A 16,968-nucleotide genomic window follows, 5' to 3' on the forward strand; every position below is an offset into this window, starting at 1 on the left:
TCAATTTTCCAATGAAAACGGGCTGAAACGCCAGCAGAATGTGCGTAACAAGCTATGAAAAACATAGCAACTGCAGCAAGGCCTGTTGCCTACCTGCCCTATCTGCAGGGCTACGCGCAGGAGACATTGGCGCAAGTCGCCCACATGCTGCAAGAGCAGAAGGTGGGTGACTGGCTCACGCGCAAATACCCGCAAGGCCACGGACTGCGCACCGACAGCGCGCTGTTTGACTACGTGCAGGAGCTGCGCCAGGAATACCTGCGCGGTGCGGATGCGCTATCGAAGGTGCATTACGACAGCAAGCTGCATGTGATGCGCAACGCGCTGGGCACGCACACCACGGTGTCTCGCGTACAGGGCAATAAGCTCAAGGCCAAACGCGAAATCCGCATCGCCTCGCTGTTCAAGGACACGCCCTCCGAGTTTCTGCGGATGATCGTCGTGCACGAACTGGCGCATTTGCGCGAACGCGAGCACGACAAGGCGTTTTACCAGCTGTGCCATTACATGGAGCCGAGCTACCACCAGCTGGAGTTTGAGGTACGTGTGTACCTGACGCATCTGGACAGCTTGGGGACACGGCTATGGCAACAGACAACGGGAAACTCCGTATGATGGGCTGTCCTTCGTTCGCAAAATAATCCATATGTCACGTCAAAGCGCATGGGCCATCAAAGTGGCCGCCATCATTCAGGGCGGCAACAGCCAGGCGGCGCTGGCACAAATCCGGGTTGCACCCACCGTGCGTGATGTGCAGCAACTGCGTGCCCTGCTGACCACATCCGGCCAGCTCGCACGCCACCCGCAAATCGACAGCGCAACAGAAGACCAGATTTCCGCACTGTCAGCACCCCGCCTGCACCGCTCCCCCTAAGGAGCGCCACACCATGCAAAAAGGGCCGCGAAAGAGGCCCTTTTTTTGCAAGCCACGTGGCTTATTGCGCAGTTTTCTTGTGCTTCACCTTGTGCTGCTTTTTGACAGCCTTTTTATGGGCCACCTTCTTGTGCGCAGACTTCTTGGTGCTTGCACCAGTGCGTTTGGTCTTGCTGACATTGGCGGCCTTGGTATGCGCCGTCGCGGGGGAGGGGGCAGCCACAGGCATCGCCGACACAGCAGGCGCAGTCATGGGTGTGGGAGCAGGCGCTGCGGTAACCGGATGGGTCTGCTGCGCGAAGGCAGAGGCTCCCAGGGCGCACAAGGCAACCGCTGCGAGCAGGGATTTCATTGTCATTGTTCTCTCCATCAATAAGAAAATTACTTGCCAGCTGGGCCGCAAATGGCGCTCTGCCCCATTTGCACCAACAGTTCACGGGCCTGCTTCACTTCGGCGGCAGTTGCCACCGCAGCAATATTGGCAGACACACTCTCGATATATTTAGCCGTGGCCTCTGCCGAGGAGCGGAACGTAGCGCAGCGCGCTGTCAGGTGTCTTTTGACAATGGCCACGTCGCCTGCATCACGCAGTTCGGTGGTCAGCGCGCCCAGGTCCAGCACGCCTTCTGCGTTGGCATTGATGACATTGAGCTGGCTGACCACCAGCTTGAGCATGTCGCGGTCATTGGGCGACGCCGTAGAAATGCGCTTTGTCAGATCGGCCAGACTGGTGGACAGGCCGGTGGCCTGTTTGTAGAACTCGGCATTGGCCTTGGCCAACACGGCCTTGGTCTGGGCAGCTGCAGGTTGCAGGCTGGCAATGGCTACCAACGCCACGGGAAAAAGGATACGAATCGCACGCATAAAACGCCTTGAAATTGAGAATGTGCCGAACTTTACACGGGTTCGGGCGCTAAGTAACGATGGTTTCTACTACACAGAAACTGGCTGCGTAATCCGTTTCGTCAGTCACTGTAACCAGCACTTGGAGATGGCGGGCTTCAAACCATTCCTTGAGCCCACCGTGCAGCACGATATAGGGCTTGCCGCTGCGCTCGTTGGCTATCTCGCACAGGCGCCAGGTCATGGGCATGCGCATGCCAAGGCCAATGGCCTTGCTGAAGGCCTCTTTGGCGCTGAAACGGGTCGCCAGATAGCGTACACCGCGCTCAGGCCAACGGGCGCTGCGCGCCTTCCAGATTTTGAACTCGCCCTCCGACAGCACTTTGGCGGCAAACCTGTCACCGTGCTTTTCCAGACTGGCGCGGATACGGCGCACGTCGCAGATGTCGGTGCCTATGCCGTAAATCATTGGAATATTGCCCCCACGCTGCACCGCTCACGCGGGTCGCTGCCCCCCATGGGGGCTTGCGCGGCTTGGGACGGCCCGGCGCCACTCATGCCAAGCACTCCAGATATGCTTTGATGGTGGCGTCGTAGCCAAGCTCCAACGCATCGGAAATCAGCGCATGGCCAATCGAAACTTCCTGCAACCCGGGAACCTGCTGCGCAAAGGCAGCGAGGTTGTCGCGGTTCAGATCGTGCCCGGCGTTGATGCCCAGCCCCACTTTCAATGCAGCGCGGGCTGCTTGCGCAAAGCGCTCGAGCTGAACACCCTGCCCCGGCGTGCCCCAGGCGGCAGCGTAAGGCTCGGTGTACAGCTCCACGCGGTCTGCGCCCACCTCTTTGGCGGCCAGCATCGCACCCGGATCAGCGTCCATAAACAGGCTCACGCGCAGCCCCCAGGACTTGGTGTGGGCGATCAGCGGGCGCAGGCGGTTGGCGTCTTGGGGAAAATTCCAGCCGTGATCGCTGGTGAATTGCCCCTCGGAATCCGGCACAAAAGTGACCTGGTGCACTGGCAGCTTGCGGTCCAGCAGGTCGCGCATCGTGTCCATCAGATTGTGAAACGGGTTGCCCTCAATGTTGTATTCGCGGTCTGGCCAAGACTTCAGAAGTTCGCCCAGATCTCGAACATCGTCGGGGCGAATATGGCGTGCGTCGGGGCGCGGATGCACGGTAATGCCCGCGGCGCCGGCCTGCAGGCACAGCGTAGCGGCACGTGTCACGCTGGGGATGCCCAAGTGACGCGTATTGCGTACCAGGGCCACTTTGTTGAGGTTGACGGAGAGATGGGTAGTCATGGTCACAGTGCTTGAATGTCGATCATCATCTGCCGGGTTCGCAGGGTTTTGACACCGCAATGGTAGTGCAGCAGGTGGCGCAACTGAGGCTTGAGCTCGGCCATCATGTCGGCACAGGCCCGCAGTGTGGTTGTGAAGGGCGCACTGTCGTGAATGGCGGATTGCAGTTGCAGCCACTGCGCACCGGTGAGCGTTGCCCGGTCCTCACTGTGCGCCTGCCGCAAACCACCCTCGGGGACCAGCACATAGCGCGCCTCTGCCTGCAGCGGCGCCAAGGTCATTGTCTGTCGATCCAATGCGGGCAGCAGGCCAATTTCGCGCAGTAGAAGCAATTCGTAGGTACGCAACGCGGCCTGCAATACTTCGCCGTGCTCGCTGGCAATGACCTGAACCACCCGATCGTAAATATCGAACAGCGCCGCATGCGTATCGTCCCGCGCCAACAGCGTCAACAGCAGTTCATTGATGTAGTAGCCGGACAGCAGCGCATCGCCCGTGGGCATCACATGGCCACCCTGCCATTCGGCGCTCTTGAGCGTGCGAATTTCGGCATCCCCCCCAAAGGCTACATGCAAGGGCTGCAGCGGCAACAGAATGGGACGGAAGCTGGAGCTGGGCCGCTTGGCACCTTTGGCCACCAGCGCAATGCGCCCGTAGTGGCGGGTGAAGACTTCCAGAATCAGGCTGGACTCGCTCCAGTCGTAGCGGTGCAGGACGTAGGCCGGCTCGTCGCTAATGCGCTTGGTGGCCACGCGAAAATGCTATTGAAATGCTACTCGTAGCCGAAGGAACGAACGCGGGCCTCGTCGTCAGCCCAGCCAGAGCGCACTTTCACCCACATCTCCAGGAAAACTTTGGCGTCGGCCAGCTTTTCCAGTTCCACGCGGGTTTCCATGCCGATGCGCTTGATGCGCTCGCCCTTGTCACCGATCACCATGGCCTTGTGCGTGTCGCGTTCCACCACAATGGTCGCGGCAATGCGCAGCAGGCGCTTCTGCCCTTTTTTCTGCGGCGGCTCTTCTTCAAACTTGTCGATGATGACGGTGGACGTGTAAGGCAGTTCATCACCGGTGAGGCGAAACAGCTTTTCGCGAACCAACTCGCTGGCCAGAAATTTCTCGCTGCGGTCAGTCAGCTCGTCTTCGGCGTACCACCAAGCCTGCTCGGGCAGGTACTTTTCACAAATTGCGAGCAGACGGGGAATGTCTTTGGCATTCTTCGCCGACATGGGCACAAACTCGGCAAACTTGTGTTTGTCAGTCATGGTTTGCAGCCAGGGCGCGATATCACCACGACGGTGAACATTGTCGAGCTTGTTGGCGATCAACAGGGTGGGAATGTCTTTGCCCAACAGCGCCAATACGCGCGCGTCGGCAGGCGTAAAGCTGCCAGCTTCCACCACAAACAGAATCAAATCTACATCCGCCACCGCGCCTTGCACCGTTTTGTTCAGTGACTTATTCAGGGCGTTGGCATGCAGAGTCTGAAAACCCGGTGTATCCACAAACACAAACTGGGTGTTACCCAAGGTATGCATGCCGGTAATGCGATGGCGCGTGGTTTGCGCCTTGCGTGATGTGATGCTGATCTTCTGACCCACCAGTGCATTCAGCAGGGTGGACTTGCCGACATTGGGCTTGCCCACAATCGCCACCAGACCGCAGCGTTGGTCTTCGGCCTTCGTGCCTGGCTGGGCCAGCTTGGGTGTGCTTTTGAGCAGACCTTCGAGCATCGCGTCCAGGTTTTCCTGCACTTCGGGCTCAGAGGTGATTTCCACATCCTTTTTGCCTTTAGAAGCCGTAGATTTTGCGGAAGGAGCTATCTTTTTAGGAGCGGTTGTCATGGCTTTACCTTGGTCTTGAGTGTTTGCAGCATCGCGGCCGCGGCGGCCTGTTCACCCGCGCGCCGGGAGCCGCCAATGCCGCGCTCTGCCAGCAATAGCTCGGGAATCTCGCATTCCACATCGAAGCTCTGTTTATGGGCGGCACCGATGGTGCCCACCACTTTGTAGACGGGCAACTTCATCTTGCGACCTTGCAGCCACTCTTGCAGTTCAGTCTTGGGATCTTTGCCAATCGCATCCATCTGGGGATTGATCTCTACCGCGTCAAACAAGCGGTGCACCAGCGCCTGTGCACTGGCAAAACCGGCATCCAGATAGACCGCACCAATCACCGCCTCCAGCGTATCTGCCAATATGGAGGGGCGCTTTTGGCCGCCCGATCGCACTTCGCCTTCGCCCAGCTTGAGTACATCCGGCAGCCCTAGGCCCACTGCCAGTTGATGCAAGGTGTCCTGTTTGACGAGATTGGCGCGCACACGCGAGAGATCGCCTTCGGGCAAGGACCCAAGACGGGAATAGAGCAGATCAGAGACAGCGAGATTGAGAACCGAATCGCCCAAAAACTCCAAGCGCTCGTAATGGTCACTCGAAAAGCTGCGGTGGGTCAGCGCCCTGGCCAGCAGGGACGGGGTGGAGAATTCATGTTGCAAGCGCCGCTGCAACTCCACCAGACCATCAGCCACCTTATTTGGAACGACCAGCGTATTTCAGCGTCAGGAACGCGGGGCCTGCCAGATGGATTTCCCGTTCATAGGAAAAGCTAACGACTACTTTGTCCCCCTCTTTGGTGACGATCAAATCCTTGCCAGAGATGGACTTGATGTCATCAATGGCACTTGATTTGTCGAACAGATTCTGAACTTCCTGGACCGTGCTGCCATCTTTGGCGCGGTTGACAGCCTTCTGGATCGCCATGTACTCCACGGCAGTAGGAAATACTTGCGCTGCGACGACACCAGCCATGGCCAGCACTGCGCCCACAAATATGAGTCCGATAAACGAGATACCGCGTTGTTTGGACCGAGTTTGCACTGTCATTTTTTGTCCCCTACCAAGTTCACTGAATTGAATACAGGCATCAGTCAAAGTAACCGATCCGGCGAAGATTACCAAAGTTCATCCACACCAGAAATGCCTTGCCAACTATATTCTTCTCCGGCACGAATCCCCAATAGCGGGAATCCAGAGAATTATCCCGATTGTCGCCCATCATGAAGTAGTGTCCAACAGGCACCTTGCAGGTCACTCCTTCAACGGTATAGGTACATCCCTCGCGGCCGTCGAATGCGCTGGCGCCGGCAACAAATGCAGGCGCGTCATCATTGTTCAACAGTCGGTGCTTCTTGCCCCCAAGCGTTTCTTCAAACTGCTTGAAGTAGCGCATCGCATCTTCATCAAAGAACTCTGGAAGTGTCTGGGTATCCATCACTTCGCCATTGACAGTGAGTCGCTTGTTTTTGTAGGCCACGGTATCGCCAGGTACACCAACCACGCGCTTGATGTAGTCCTGGCTGGGCTTGGGCGGATAGCGGAACACCATGACGTCGCCGCGCTGGGGCGGCGTTCCCTCAGTGATCTTGGTGTTCAGTACTGGCAAGCGCAAGCCGTAGGTAAACTTGTTGACGAGGATCAGGTCGCCCACCAGCAAGGTGGGAATCATGGAGCCGGAAGGTATCTTGAAGGGCTCAAACAAAAAAGCCCGTAGCAGAAACACGGTAATGATTACCGGGAACAGCCCCGCGGTCCAATCCAGCCACCAGGGCTGCATCAGCAGTGTTTCGCGCGCTTGCGCAATATCGCCGTCTACTTGGGTGATGCCCTTGCTGTTCAACTCTGCTCGGCGTTGAATGTCATTCGCTTCCAGCGCCGCCGCCGCCTTTTGGCGCTGCGGTAAAAAGTAAAAACGCTCGGCCAGCCAGTACAAACCGGTCACAACACTGGCCAAAAACAGAACCAAGGCGAAGTTGCCTTCAACGGCACCGAAGTACCAGGAGGCCAGATATAAAACAAAAGCGGCCAGTACCGCAGAGGTAAAGGCTTGCATCAGTCTTCCACCTGCAAAATTGCGAGGAAGGCCTCTTGTGGAACTTCCACGGAACCGATTTGCTTCATGCGTTTCTTGCCTGCTTTTTGCTTTTCGAGGAGCTTGCGTTTGCGTGAAATATCGCCGCCATAGCATTTGGCCAAGACGTTTTTGCGCAGCGCTTTGATTGTCTCACGCGCAATGATGTTGGCGCCGATGGCCGCCTGGATCGCTACGTCGTACATCTGGCGGGAAATGATCTCACGCATCTTCGCCACCACGGCGCGGCCGCGGTATTGGCTCTGGGCGCGATGCAACATGATAGACAGCGCATCGACCTTCTCGGAATTCAACAAGATGTCCACCTTGACCACATCGGCCGCTCGGTATTCTTTGAATTCGTAATCCATGGAGGCGTAGCCCCGACTCACACTCTTGAGTTTGTCAAAGAAATCGAGCACGATTTCGGCCAGCGGCATCTCGTAAGTCAACACGACCTGGCGACCTTTGTAGGCCATATTCATTTGCACGCCGCGCTTTTGGACTGCCAGTGTCATCACGACACCCACATACTCTTGCGGCATATAGAGGTGCATCGTGACGATGGGCTCTCGAATCTCGGCCGTCTTGCCAATCTCTGGCATCTTGGACGGGTTTTCCACCATCACCACTTCGCCATCGTTCTTCACCACCTGGTAGACCACGCTGGGCGCGGTGGTGATCAGGTCCTGGTCGAACTCACGCTCCAGGCGCTCTTGCACGATCTCCATATGGAGCAGGCCCAGGAAGCCGCAACGGAAACCGAATCCGAGCGCTTGGGACACTTCCGGCTCGTAATGCAATGAGGCATCGTTGAGCTTGAGCTTCTCCAGCGCATCGCGCAGCGAGTCGTACTCGCTGGCTTCGGTTGGATACAGACCGGCAAACACCTGAGGCTGGATTTCCTTGAAACCCGGAAGCGCCTCGGTGGCGGTGGCAGCAGCCCCGCCAGTGCCGGACTTGATCAGCGTGACGGTGTCGCCGACCTTAGCCGCTTGCAACTCCTTGATGCCTGCAATGATGTAACCCACTTCGCCCGCTTCTAGCGACTGGCGCGGCTGGTTGGCGGGGGTGAATACGCCCACATTGTCGGCGTTGTACATCGCGCCAGACGCCATCATCTTGATGCGCTCACCCTTGCCCAGACGACCGTCGACCACACGCACCAGCATCACCACGCCGACATAGGGATCGAACCAGCTGTCGATGATCATCGCGCGCAGCGGCGCGTCAGGATTGCCCTTCGGTGCAGGCACCTTGGCCACAATCATTTCCAGGATCTCTTCGATCCCCAGGCCAGTTTTGGCGGAGCACACGAGAGCGTCAGTCGCGTCGATGCCGATCACATCTTCGATTTCGCTGCGCGCGTTGTCAGGGTCCGCGTTGGGCAGATCAATCTTGTTCAAGACCGGCAGCACTTCCACGCCCAGGTCCAGCGCGGTGTAGCAATTCGCCACGGTCTGTGCTTCCACACCTTGTGATGCATCCACAACCAGCAACGCGCCTTCGCATGCGGAGAGTGATCGGCTCACTTCGTACGAGAAGTCCACATGCCCAGGTGTGTCGATCAGATTGAGGTTGTAGACCTGTCCGTCTTTGGCCTTGTATTGCAGTGCAGCGGTCTGCGCCTTGATGGTTATCCCACGCTCTTTCTCGATGTCCATGGAGTCGAGCACCTGCGCTTCCATCTCGCGTGCTTCAAGGCCGCCGCAACGTTGGATCAAGCGGTCGGCGAGCGTGGATTTGCCATGATCAATGTGCGCAATGATGGAGAAATTTCTGATGTGATTCATCAACGACAAGCTTCAAGTGATTGAATTAAAACGGAGCGGGCAAGAAAAAAGGGCGCGTCGGTTGACGACGCGCCCTGAACCAACAATCTTTGGCAACTGCGAAGGTTGGAGCTTCATTGTAGGCAAAAAGTCCGGGGTGCACAGCACCAAAAATCACCTTTTGGGGTCGTTGCGATGCGACAACAGTAAACTTATTCACAGCTTATAAACAATTTTGAGCTGAAAGGCTCTGGACAACTTGTGGGTGATCTGTGGATCGACTGTGGGGGAGCCGATAACATCGCAAAACACGGAGATTTAGGGCACCCATATACCCATAATGGGCTGAGAGACGCCGTTATTCTAACCAAAATGCACGCACTCAACTAAAGTTAGTAGGCGCAAACACCAAGTCTTCTCACCCAAGCGACAAAAATATTTTTGTCGCTTGGGCGCAAAAGCCTAGTCAATAGCCCGCAAAAGTTGCGGGCTATGCCCGTTTAATCCTTCGAGGGGCGGTTAGGGCGTATTACCGCGTACTGGGTCCACTCTCCGCGACGGAACAAAACCGTGAGGGGTTTGCTCTTGTCGCTCTTGGCAATCGCAGCATCGAAATCCTTGACCGATGCCACCACCAGGTTGCCAACCTCAATGACCACGTCGCCTTCACGTAAACCTGCGCGCGCAGCGCCTTCAACTGCAGCATCTACGCGCACACCGCTCTTGACGCCGATCTCTTTCTTCTGCGCTTCAGTGAGTCCGCTCACTGCCAGGCCGAAGCTTTGCGCAGCCGCGGCTTTGGATTTGTCCTCCTTACTGACGGCCTTGGCGACTGGCTTTTCTTCTAGCTCCGCAACCACGACACTCAGATCTTTGCTGGCGCCACGGCGGAACACGGTGATGGTGCTCTTGGCCCCGGGCTTGGCTCCACCCACCAAACGGCGCAGATCGTTTGAGCTATCGACCGTTTTGCCGTCCACCTTGGTAATGATGTCGCCAGCTTCGATACCCGCTTTGTCGGCCGGTCCACCGGATTCAACGCCGCGCACCATTGCTCCCGCAGCCTTACCCAAACCAATGGACTCCGCCACTTCCTTGCTGACCTGATCGATAGTCACCCCAATGCGACCGCGGGTCACACGCCCATTGGTGCGCAACTGCTCGCTGACCCGCACCGCTTCGTCCATGGGGATTGCAAACGAAATACCCATGAAACCGCCTGATCGGGAATAGATCTGACTGTTGATGCCGACCACCTCACCGCGCATATTGAGCAGTGGGCCGCCCGAATTACCAGGATTGATTGCCACATCGGTCTGAATCAGCGGAAGGTCACCGCCGGTGTCGCGCTGTTTGGCGCTGACGATGCCGGCAGTAACGGTATTTTCCAGACCGAATGGTGAGCCGATCGCCATGACCCACTCTCCAACCTTCAGACGATTGACGTCGCCAATCCGAACAGCCGGTAGCCCAGTGGCTTCGATTTTCACAACTGCTATATCGCTACGCGTGTCCGAACCAATGATCTTGGCCTTGAATTCGCGCTTGTCGGTCAGCGTCACCAACACCTCATCCGCACCTTCCACCACATGGGCATTGGTCATGATAAAACCATCGGCAGACAGGATAAAGCCCGAGCCAACACCGCGGGGTTGGGGCTCGGCCTCTTGCTGCGGCTGGCTTTGCCGGGGGGTCTGGCGCGGGGTATTAGGTACCGGTAACCCAAAACGGCGGAAGAACTCCAGCATTTCTTCGTCGTTGAGTCGCTGCTGGACACGCGGAATCAATTTTTCCAGGGTGCGAACACCGACCACCGAGGGACCTACCTGCTCCACCAGATCGGTAAAGTCCGGTAGCCCACGCGCTTGGGCATAGACGGGTTGCAGGGGCGCAGTTACGAACAACGCGGTACTGCCCAGGGCCACCGCGACTGTCAAAGTGCGCAAAGCTTGTATTGCCAAGATTTTCATCAGTTTCTCTCCAAGTACAAACGGTCAATGCGATTCAAAAAGAAGCCAGCCTAGGCTTCGAACGAAATATGGTGACTCATCGTTGACCTTCAAGATCACTGATGGGTGAAGGTTCGGTAAATCCGGCCTCCGCACTCACCAAGGCCCTGCGCAAAGCATTCCATTGAAACACGCTTGCGCCGGATTCCAGCCACAGCCACTGGATAGGGGTTTCGGCGACGGTCAGCCGTATCAAAACAAGATGTTGAAAATCCCACGCCATCTGCACTTGGCAAGCTTGACCTTCGCCACTCTGAATCCAATGCCAGTGCTCACCATCCCATTGGAGTAGCCCTTTGGCTGAAGCAGACCATGCACGCAGGGCAACCCATCCGCAGATTAGCCAAATCGCGGAAAGTGCAGCGGAAGGCAAGAGAGATCGGTGCGAAACAGAGACGTAAAACAAGGGTCCGAGTGCCATCAGCCAAAGGCCCAGCAGCAAGAATCCGTGCCACTGGGACCTCGCTACGTGGTGGCTAACTGCAGGCGGCCGATGCATACGCCCATCGATCGACCGTGGCGGTCAGATCCGCTTGAATACCAAGGTACCGTTGGTACCGCCAAAGCCGAAGTTGTTCTTCACCGCAACATCAATCTGCATATCGCGCGCAGTGTTGGCGCAGTAGTCCAGATCGCACTCGGGATCCTGGTTGAAAATGTTGATGGTCGGTGGACACTTTTGGTGGTGCAGTGCCAGCACCGTGAACACGGACTCCAAACCGCCCGCGCCACCCAGCAAGTGACCGGTCATGGATTTGGTAGAACTGACCACCATGTTCTTGGCATGGTCGCCCAGCGCGGCCTTGATCGCATTGGTCTCGTTGAGATCGCCCAACGGAGTGGATGTGCCGTGCGCATTCAGGTAATCGACCTGGTCCGCATTCACGCCTGCGTTGCGCATGGCATTGACCATGGCGCGGCGCGGGCCGTCCATGTTGGGAGCGGTCATGTGGCCGGCATCGGCGCTCATGCCAAAGCCCGCCAGTTCAGCGTAAATCTTGGCACCGCGTGCCTTGGCATGTTCGTACTCTTCGAGCACCATCACACCGCCGCCCTCGCCCAATATAAAACCATCGCGGTCTTTGTCCCAGGGGCGCGAAGCTGTGGCTGGGTCGTCATTGCGGGTGCTCATTGCGCGCATCGCGGCAAAACCGCCAATACCCAGCGGAGACACCGTGGCTTCGGAGCCACCTGCCACCATCACGTCAGCGTCACCGTACTCGATCATGCGGCCTGCCTCGCCTATGCAGTGCAAACCCGTGGTGCAGGCTGTGACGATGGCAAGGTTCGGGCCCTTGAAGCCAAACCGGATCGACACATGGCCAGCGGTCATATTGATGATGGACGCAGGCACGAAAAATGGCGAAATGCGGCGTGGGCCGCGGTTCGTCAATTCGGTGTGCGTCTCTTCGATCATCGGCAGACCGCCGATGCCCGAACCAATCAGGCAACCGATGCGGGTTGCCATTTCTTCATCCAGCGCTTCACCGGTGGGCAAGCCAGAGTCCTGCACTGCCTGTACCGCTGCAGCAATACCGTAATGGATAAAGGTGTCCATCGTGCGGGCTTCCTTGGAAGTCATATACGACTCCACATTGAAACCTCGCACTTCGCCGGCTATCTTGCAGGCAAAGGCAGACGCATCAAACCGGGTGATCAGGTCAATGCCTGACTTGCCTGCCAACACATTGGCCCAAGCCTCCGTGACCGTATTGCCTACGGGACTGACACAACCCAAACCAGTGACAACTACACGACGACGGGACATAGGCAATCGGCCTTTAGGCCTTTTTGTGGTTAGTGGCGTAATCGATGGCGTTTTGCACCGTCGTGATTTTTTCTGCGTCTTCGTCCGGAATCTCAATGCCGAATTCGTCTTCCAGCGCCATTACCAGTTCCACGGTGTCCAGAGAATCAGCACCCAGATCGGCCACGAAGGCTTTTTCGTTGGTGACTTGTGACTCTTCAACTCCGAGTTGTTCGGCAATTATTTTTTTGACGCGTACTTCGATATCGCTCATGGGGTCCCTCTAAGGGTTGTAAAAGAATCCGCGATTTTACCTGCGCTTAGAGTGCGAACTCTAGGCAGGCAGCCGAGCGGACATTTCGGCCCATTTTTCCAACCAGTTGGGGACAGAGCTAAAGATCTGTCCCGCAAAGTATCACATGTACATACCACCATTGACGTGCAGCTCCTGACCCGTCACATAACTGGCCTGGGGCGAGGCCAAGTAGGCCACGGCGTGCGCAATATCCGAGGGTTTTCCCAGATGACCGAGCGGGATTTGCCCCAGCAGAGCCTTCTGTTGCTCCTCATTTAACCCGGCCGTCATGTCAGTTTCAATAAACCCGGGCGCCACGCAATTCACGGTGATATTGCGCGAACCCAGCTCACGGGCCAGCGCACGCGCCATGCCCGCCACACCTGCCTTGGCGGCCGCATAGTTGGCCTGACCGGGGTTGCCAGACGCACCCACCACTGACGTAATACTGATGATGCGGCCGTAGCGCTGCTTCATCATCGGACGGATCACAGCGCGGCTCATGCCGAAAACGCCTTTCAGATTGGTCGCGATCACTGCGTCCCAATCGTCATCCTTCATCCGCATCGCCAGCGTGTCACGGGTGATGCCGGCGTTATTCACCAGCACATGCAAAGCGCCCGCTTCCTTGACGATAGCGTCTACCAATGCGTCGCCCGCTTCCCTGTCGGTCACGTCCAGTACCCGCCCGGAACAATCAGGGAACGCCGCCAAGGCTTGTTGAATATGTTCTGCACCAGCGGCAGAGGTAGCAGTCCCATAGACGCGCAGACCTTTGCGTGCCAGCTCCAGCGCAATCGATGCGCCAATACCGCGCGATGCGCCGGTGACCAGCGCCACCTGCCCTGCAAATTGCACTTCACTCATTCCAAGGCTCCTTTGACTTCCAACAGGCTGGCCGAGTCAAACAAGGGCAGACCTGTCATTCCAGCGTCAATACGCTTAACCATACCTGCCAACACCTTGCCCGGGCCACATTCGACGACAGTCTCCAGCCCACGTGCCTTGATCGCTTGCACGCACTCCACCCAGCGCACCGGACCAAACGCCTGGCGGTACAGCGCGTCGCGGATGCGGTCTGCATCCACTTCAACGGCGACATCTATATTGTTGATCAGTGCAATTTGCGGAGTGGCAAACTCAATCGCCTCCAGACGCTCGCGCAGCTTTTCGGCCGCAGGGCGCATCAGACTGGAGTGGAACGGTGCTGACACCGGCAATGGCAGTGCCCGTTTGGCGCCGTTGGCCTTTAGCACCTCGCACGCTTTCTCGACAGCCAGCTTGCTACCGGAAATCACGGTTTGTGAAGGATCGTTGAAGTTCGCGGCCTCCACCACTTCATTGCTTTGTACGCCGAAAGATTGCGTCACTTCAAGGCAGCCGGCAGCGACCTTCGCAGCGTCCATGCCCAAGATTGCGGCCATCGCTCCCGTGCCCACAGGGACCGCTTCCTGCATGGCCTGCGCCCGCAGACGCACCAGTGGAATCGCTTGCGCCAAGGTCAGCGCACCGGCAGCAACCAATGCCGTGTATTCGCCCAGCGAGTGACCTGCCACCGCGTTGGGCGCAATGCCGACTTCCGACATCCATACACGGTAGGCCGCGACACCCGCCACCAACATGACGGGCTGGGTATTGCTGGTCAGCGCCAGATCTTCCTTGGGGCCTTCCTGGATCAAGCGGCCCAGGTCTTCGCCCAGCGCATCAGAAGCTTCTTTCAGGGTCTGAACCACCAGCGGGTGATCGCCCCAGACGTCGAGCATGCCGACCGACTGCGAGCCCTGGCCAGGAAAAACAAATGCAAATTGCTTCATAGATTTATATAAAAAGTGGCTGTAGAGCGCACAGAGTGTGCGTAAGCAGCTACCAATTCAATAGCACCGCGCCCCAGGTAAAACCACCACCAACACCCTCAAGCATTAATGTGTCACCGGATTTGATCTTGCCGCCGCGCACCGCCCAATCCAGCGCCAAGGGGATAGACGCCGCAGACGTGTTGCCATGCTGGTCAACCGTCACCACCACTTTGTCCATAGACAGTTTCAGCTTTTTGGCAGTGCTTTGCATGATTCGGATATTGGCCTGGTGCGGAATCAGCCAATCAATATCGGCCTCCGTTTTCCCAGCCTTGGCCAGCGTGGCGCGCGCAGCGCTTTCCAGTACCCCCACAGCCAATTTAAAAACGGCCTGACCGTCCATCTTGAGCAAGGGATCGCCCAGGATATGTCCGCCCGATACATGGCCCGGTACACACAAAATGCCCACGTGTTTGCCGTCGGCGTGAAGATCGGAAGCCAGCACGCCGGGCGTGTCTGACGCTTCCAGCACCACCGCGCCCGCGCCGTCACCAAACAGCACGCAGGTGGTCCGATCCTTGAAATCCAGAATACGGGAGAAAACTTCAGTGCCGATGACCAGCGCGCATTTGGCTGATCCCGACTGGATCATCGCGTCCGCAATGGTCAGCGCATAAACAAAGCCGCTGCAAACCGCTTGAACGTCAAACGCCGCACCGCCATTGGCGCCCAGCTTGTTTTGCAGAATGCAGGCGGTGGACGGAAACACCATGTCGGGGGTCGACGTGGCCACGATGATCAGATCGACTTCCTGCGGAGTACGGCCGGCGGCGGCCAATGCACTCTTGGCGGCTTCCAGTCCCAGGTCGCTGCTAAATACCCCGTCATCGACAAAGTGGCGCGCACGGATGCCCGTCCGCTCGACAATCCACTCGTCCGAGGTTTCCACGCCGGTGGCTGCCAATTGGGCAACCAGGTCTGCATTGGTCAGGCGCCGCGGCGGCAAGTAGCTACCGGTACCTGTAATTTTTGAAAATCGTCTCATGAATGGCGCAATGTGCACCCGCGAGGATCAGACCGCTTCGGGAGCAGGCACCAACAAAGGTGCTGCATGAGCGATACGGACCTGGACGCGGTCAAGCAAGTTGTTTCGGGCTGCATCATACGCGCGGTTCAATGCGTTCCCAAAGGCCAGGGCATCGGCCGATCCGTGGCTTTTAAAGACCAGTCCACGCAATCCCAATAGAGCCGCACCGTTATAGCGACGGTGGTCAACTCGATTTTTAAGCGAAGTTAAAACAGAATAAGAGAGGATCGCAGCAATTTTTGTAAATATATTGCGAGAAAACTCAGCCTTCAAAAAACCACCGATCATCCCGGCAAGACCTTCACTGGTCTTCAGAGCCACATTTCCGACAAAACCGTCGCAAACCACGATATCGACCACGCCCTTAAAAATATCGTTGCCTTCGACATTTCCGTAAAAATTCAAATCACCGGAATTAGCGGCAGAACGCAACAGTTCACCCGCTTTTTTGATGACTTCGTTGCCTTTGATGACTTCTTCACCGATATTAAGCAAGCCCACCGAAGGCGATGCATCGTTATTGAGCACAGACACCAACGCCGACCCCATCACAGCGAACTGCAGCAAGTGCTCGGCAGTGCAATCCACGTTTGCACCCAAATCGAGCACGGTCGTAGCCCCTCCAAGGGCATTGGGAATCTGTGCGGCAATCGCTGGACGCTCGATGCCATCCAGGGTTTTCAGCAAATAGCGCGAAATCGCCATCAAAGCACCAGTGTTGCCCGCCGACACCGCCGCCTGGGCGGCACCATCCTTGACCTGCTGAATGGCAATGCGCATAGACGAATCCTTCTTTTTGCGCAGCGCCACCTCCAGTGGGTCATCCATGGCCACCACCTCGCTGGCCGCAACAACGCTGGCGCGGGGATGCGAGAACCCGACAAATACCTCCGGCAAACCTACCAAAATCAGGGAGGCCTCCGGGTGGCGGTCCAGAAAGGCGCGGCAAGCGGGCAGCGTGACTTCAGTGCCATGGTCTCCGCCCATGCAATCAACAGCGAGGGTTGTCATCAGAAAATAAGGGGGTCAATGTCGGCAGGAATGGCGCAGAAAGCAAAAAGCCCGATGCTACTGGAAACGTAGCTTCGGGCCTTTAAGGCTTTTGGCAAGCTGATCGCTGGGGATCAGGCTTCAGATTTGGTCTTCAGCACCTTGCGACCACGGTAAAAACCGGTGGGGCTGATGTGGTGACGCAGGTGGGTCTCGCCAGTGGTGGATTCCACAGCGATACCGGGCACTACCAGTGCATTGTGCGAACGGTGCATACCGCGCTTGGATGGGGACTTTTTGTTTTGTTGAACAGCCATGATTCGCTCCTGGGCGAGGTGCTGCACAGGTG

Annotated in this window: 21 protein-coding genes; 2 read left to right on the top strand and 19 right to left on the bottom strand. The window is 57.3% G+C overall.

Annotation, left to right across the window (positions count from 1 at the left end):
* Positions 1-54 precede the first annotated feature (54 nt).
* Together AC1DV6_RS03235 and AC1DV6_RS03240 are read left to right on the top strand one after the other, a co-directional pair.
* Positions 55-615 carry a YgjP-like metallopeptidase domain-containing protein gene (locus AC1DV6_RS03235; protein ID WP_477975078.1) on the top strand — a complete coding sequence of 187 codons (561 nt, stop codon included), beginning with the start codon at positions 55-57 and terminating at the stop codon, positions 613-615.
* A gap of 31 nt (positions 616-646) precedes the next feature.
* Positions 647-874: a hypothetical protein gene (locus AC1DV6_RS03240; protein WP_477975080.1), complete on the top strand. Its 228-nt coding sequence runs from the start codon at positions 647-649 to the stop codon at positions 872-874.
* Positions 875-935: 61 nt separating this feature from the next.
* Here AC1DV6_RS03240 and AC1DV6_RS03245 read toward each other — a convergent pair whose 3' ends face one another.
* The 19 genes from AC1DV6_RS03245 to rpmF all read right to left on the bottom strand — a co-directional run bounded on the left by AC1DV6_RS03245 (position 936) and on the right by rpmF (position 16,936).
* The gene (locus tag AC1DV6_RS03245) at positions 936-1,232 is read right to left on the bottom strand and encodes a hypothetical protein (protein WP_477975082.1); all 297 of its coding nucleotides are present in this window, start codon (positions 1,230-1,232) and stop codon (positions 936-938) included.
* Between the two features lie 23 nt (positions 1,233-1,255).
* Positions 1,256-1,738, bottom strand: coding sequence for a hypothetical protein (locus AC1DV6_RS03250; protein WP_477975084.1), 483 nt, complete (start codon positions 1,736-1,738; stop codon positions 1,256-1,258).
* 49 nt (positions 1,739-1,787) lie between these two features.
* Positions 1,788-2,186: a holo-ACP synthase gene (gene acpS, locus AC1DV6_RS03255; RefSeq protein ID WP_477975086.1), complete on the bottom strand. Its 399-nt coding sequence runs from the start codon at positions 2,184-2,186 to the stop codon at positions 1,788-1,790.
* Between the two features lie 85 nt (positions 2,187-2,271).
* Positions 2,272-3,018 carry a pyridoxine 5'-phosphate synthase gene (locus AC1DV6_RS03260; RefSeq protein WP_477975088.1) on the bottom strand — a complete coding sequence of 249 codons (747 nt, stop codon included), beginning with the start codon at positions 3,016-3,018 and terminating at the stop codon, positions 2,272-2,274.
* A 2-nt stretch (positions 3,019-3,020) separates the two neighbouring features.
* Positions 3,021-3,770, bottom strand: coding sequence for a DNA repair protein RecO (recO, locus tag AC1DV6_RS03265; RefSeq protein ID WP_477975090.1), 750 nt, complete (start codon positions 3,768-3,770; stop codon positions 3,021-3,023).
* A gap of 20 nt (positions 3,771-3,790) precedes the next feature.
* Positions 3,791-4,750, bottom strand: a complete 960-nt coding sequence (gene era, locus AC1DV6_RS03270) for a GTPase Era (protein WP_241464151.1) — start codon at positions 4,748-4,750, stop codon at positions 3,791-3,793.
* A 107-nt stretch (positions 4,751-4,857) separates the two neighbouring features.
* Complete coding sequence (gene rnc / locus AC1DV6_RS03275) at positions 4,858-5,544, bottom strand: ribonuclease III (RefSeq protein WP_477975092.1); 687 nt, start codon at positions 5,542-5,544, stop codon at positions 4,858-4,860.
* 1 nt (position 5,545) lies between these two features.
* A complete protein-coding gene (locus tag AC1DV6_RS03280; RefSeq protein WP_477975093.1) occupies positions 5,546-5,899 on the bottom strand; it encodes a DUF4845 domain-containing protein in 354 nt (117 codons plus the stop codon).
* Positions 5,900-5,939: 40 nt separating this feature from the next.
* On the bottom strand, positions 5,940-6,905 hold the full coding sequence (lepB, locus tag AC1DV6_RS03285; protein ID WP_477975094.1) for a signal peptidase I: 966 nt from the start codon (positions 6,903-6,905) through the stop codon (positions 5,940-5,942).
* The gene (lepA, locus tag AC1DV6_RS03290; RefSeq protein WP_477975095.1) at positions 6,905-8,716 is read right to left on the bottom strand and encodes a translation elongation factor 4; all 1,812 of its coding nucleotides are present in this window, start codon (positions 8,714-8,716) and stop codon (positions 6,905-6,907) included. The genes lepB and lepA overlap by 1 nt, the downstream gene beginning before the upstream one ends.
* Positions 8,717-9,195: 479 nt before the next feature.
* Complete coding sequence (locus AC1DV6_RS03295) at positions 9,196-10,665, bottom strand: Do family serine endopeptidase (protein WP_477975096.1); 1,470 nt, start codon at positions 10,663-10,665, stop codon at positions 9,196-9,198.
* Positions 10,666-10,741: 76 nt separating this feature from the next.
* Complete coding sequence (locus tag AC1DV6_RS03300; protein ID WP_477975098.1) at positions 10,742-11,125, bottom strand: hypothetical protein; 384 nt, start codon at positions 11,123-11,125, stop codon at positions 10,742-10,744.
* A 102-nt stretch (positions 11,126-11,227) separates the two neighbouring features.
* Entirely contained in the window at positions 11,228-12,472 is a 1,245-nt protein-coding gene (gene fabF / locus AC1DV6_RS03305) for a beta-ketoacyl-ACP synthase II (protein ID WP_477975100.1), read from the bottom strand.
* Positions 12,473-12,485: 13 nt separating this feature from the next.
* On the bottom strand, positions 12,486-12,725 hold the full coding sequence (acpP, locus tag AC1DV6_RS03310) for an acyl carrier protein (RefSeq protein ID WP_477975102.1): 240 nt from the start codon (positions 12,723-12,725) through the stop codon (positions 12,486-12,488).
* A 141-nt stretch (positions 12,726-12,866) separates the two neighbouring features.
* Positions 12,867-13,613: a 3-oxoacyl-ACP reductase FabG gene (gene fabG / locus AC1DV6_RS03315; RefSeq protein ID WP_477975103.1), complete on the bottom strand. Its 747-nt coding sequence runs from the start codon at positions 13,611-13,613 to the stop codon at positions 12,867-12,869.
* A complete protein-coding gene (gene fabD, locus AC1DV6_RS03320; RefSeq protein WP_477975105.1) occupies positions 13,610-14,560 on the bottom strand; it encodes an ACP S-malonyltransferase in 951 nt (316 codons plus the stop codon). The genes fabG and fabD overlap by 4 nt, the downstream gene beginning before the upstream one ends.
* 49 nt (positions 14,561-14,609) lie before the next feature.
* Positions 14,610-15,587 carry a beta-ketoacyl-ACP synthase III gene (locus AC1DV6_RS03325; RefSeq protein WP_477975107.1) on the bottom strand — a complete coding sequence of 326 codons (978 nt, stop codon included), beginning with the start codon at positions 15,585-15,587 and terminating at the stop codon, positions 14,610-14,612.
* A gap of 27 nt (positions 15,588-15,614) precedes the next feature.
* Entirely contained in the window at positions 15,615-16,640 is a 1,026-nt protein-coding gene (plsX, locus tag AC1DV6_RS03330) for a phosphate acyltransferase PlsX (RefSeq protein ID WP_477975109.1), read from the bottom strand.
* A 113-nt stretch (positions 16,641-16,753) separates the two neighbouring features.
* Entirely contained in the window at positions 16,754-16,936 is a 183-nt protein-coding gene (gene rpmF, locus AC1DV6_RS03335; RefSeq protein ID WP_105259923.1) for a 50S ribosomal protein L32, read from the bottom strand.
* Between the last annotated feature and the right edge of the window lie 32 nt (positions 16,937-16,968).

Source organism: Rhodoferax sp. P2_H8_2 (genome assembly GCF_056403235.1).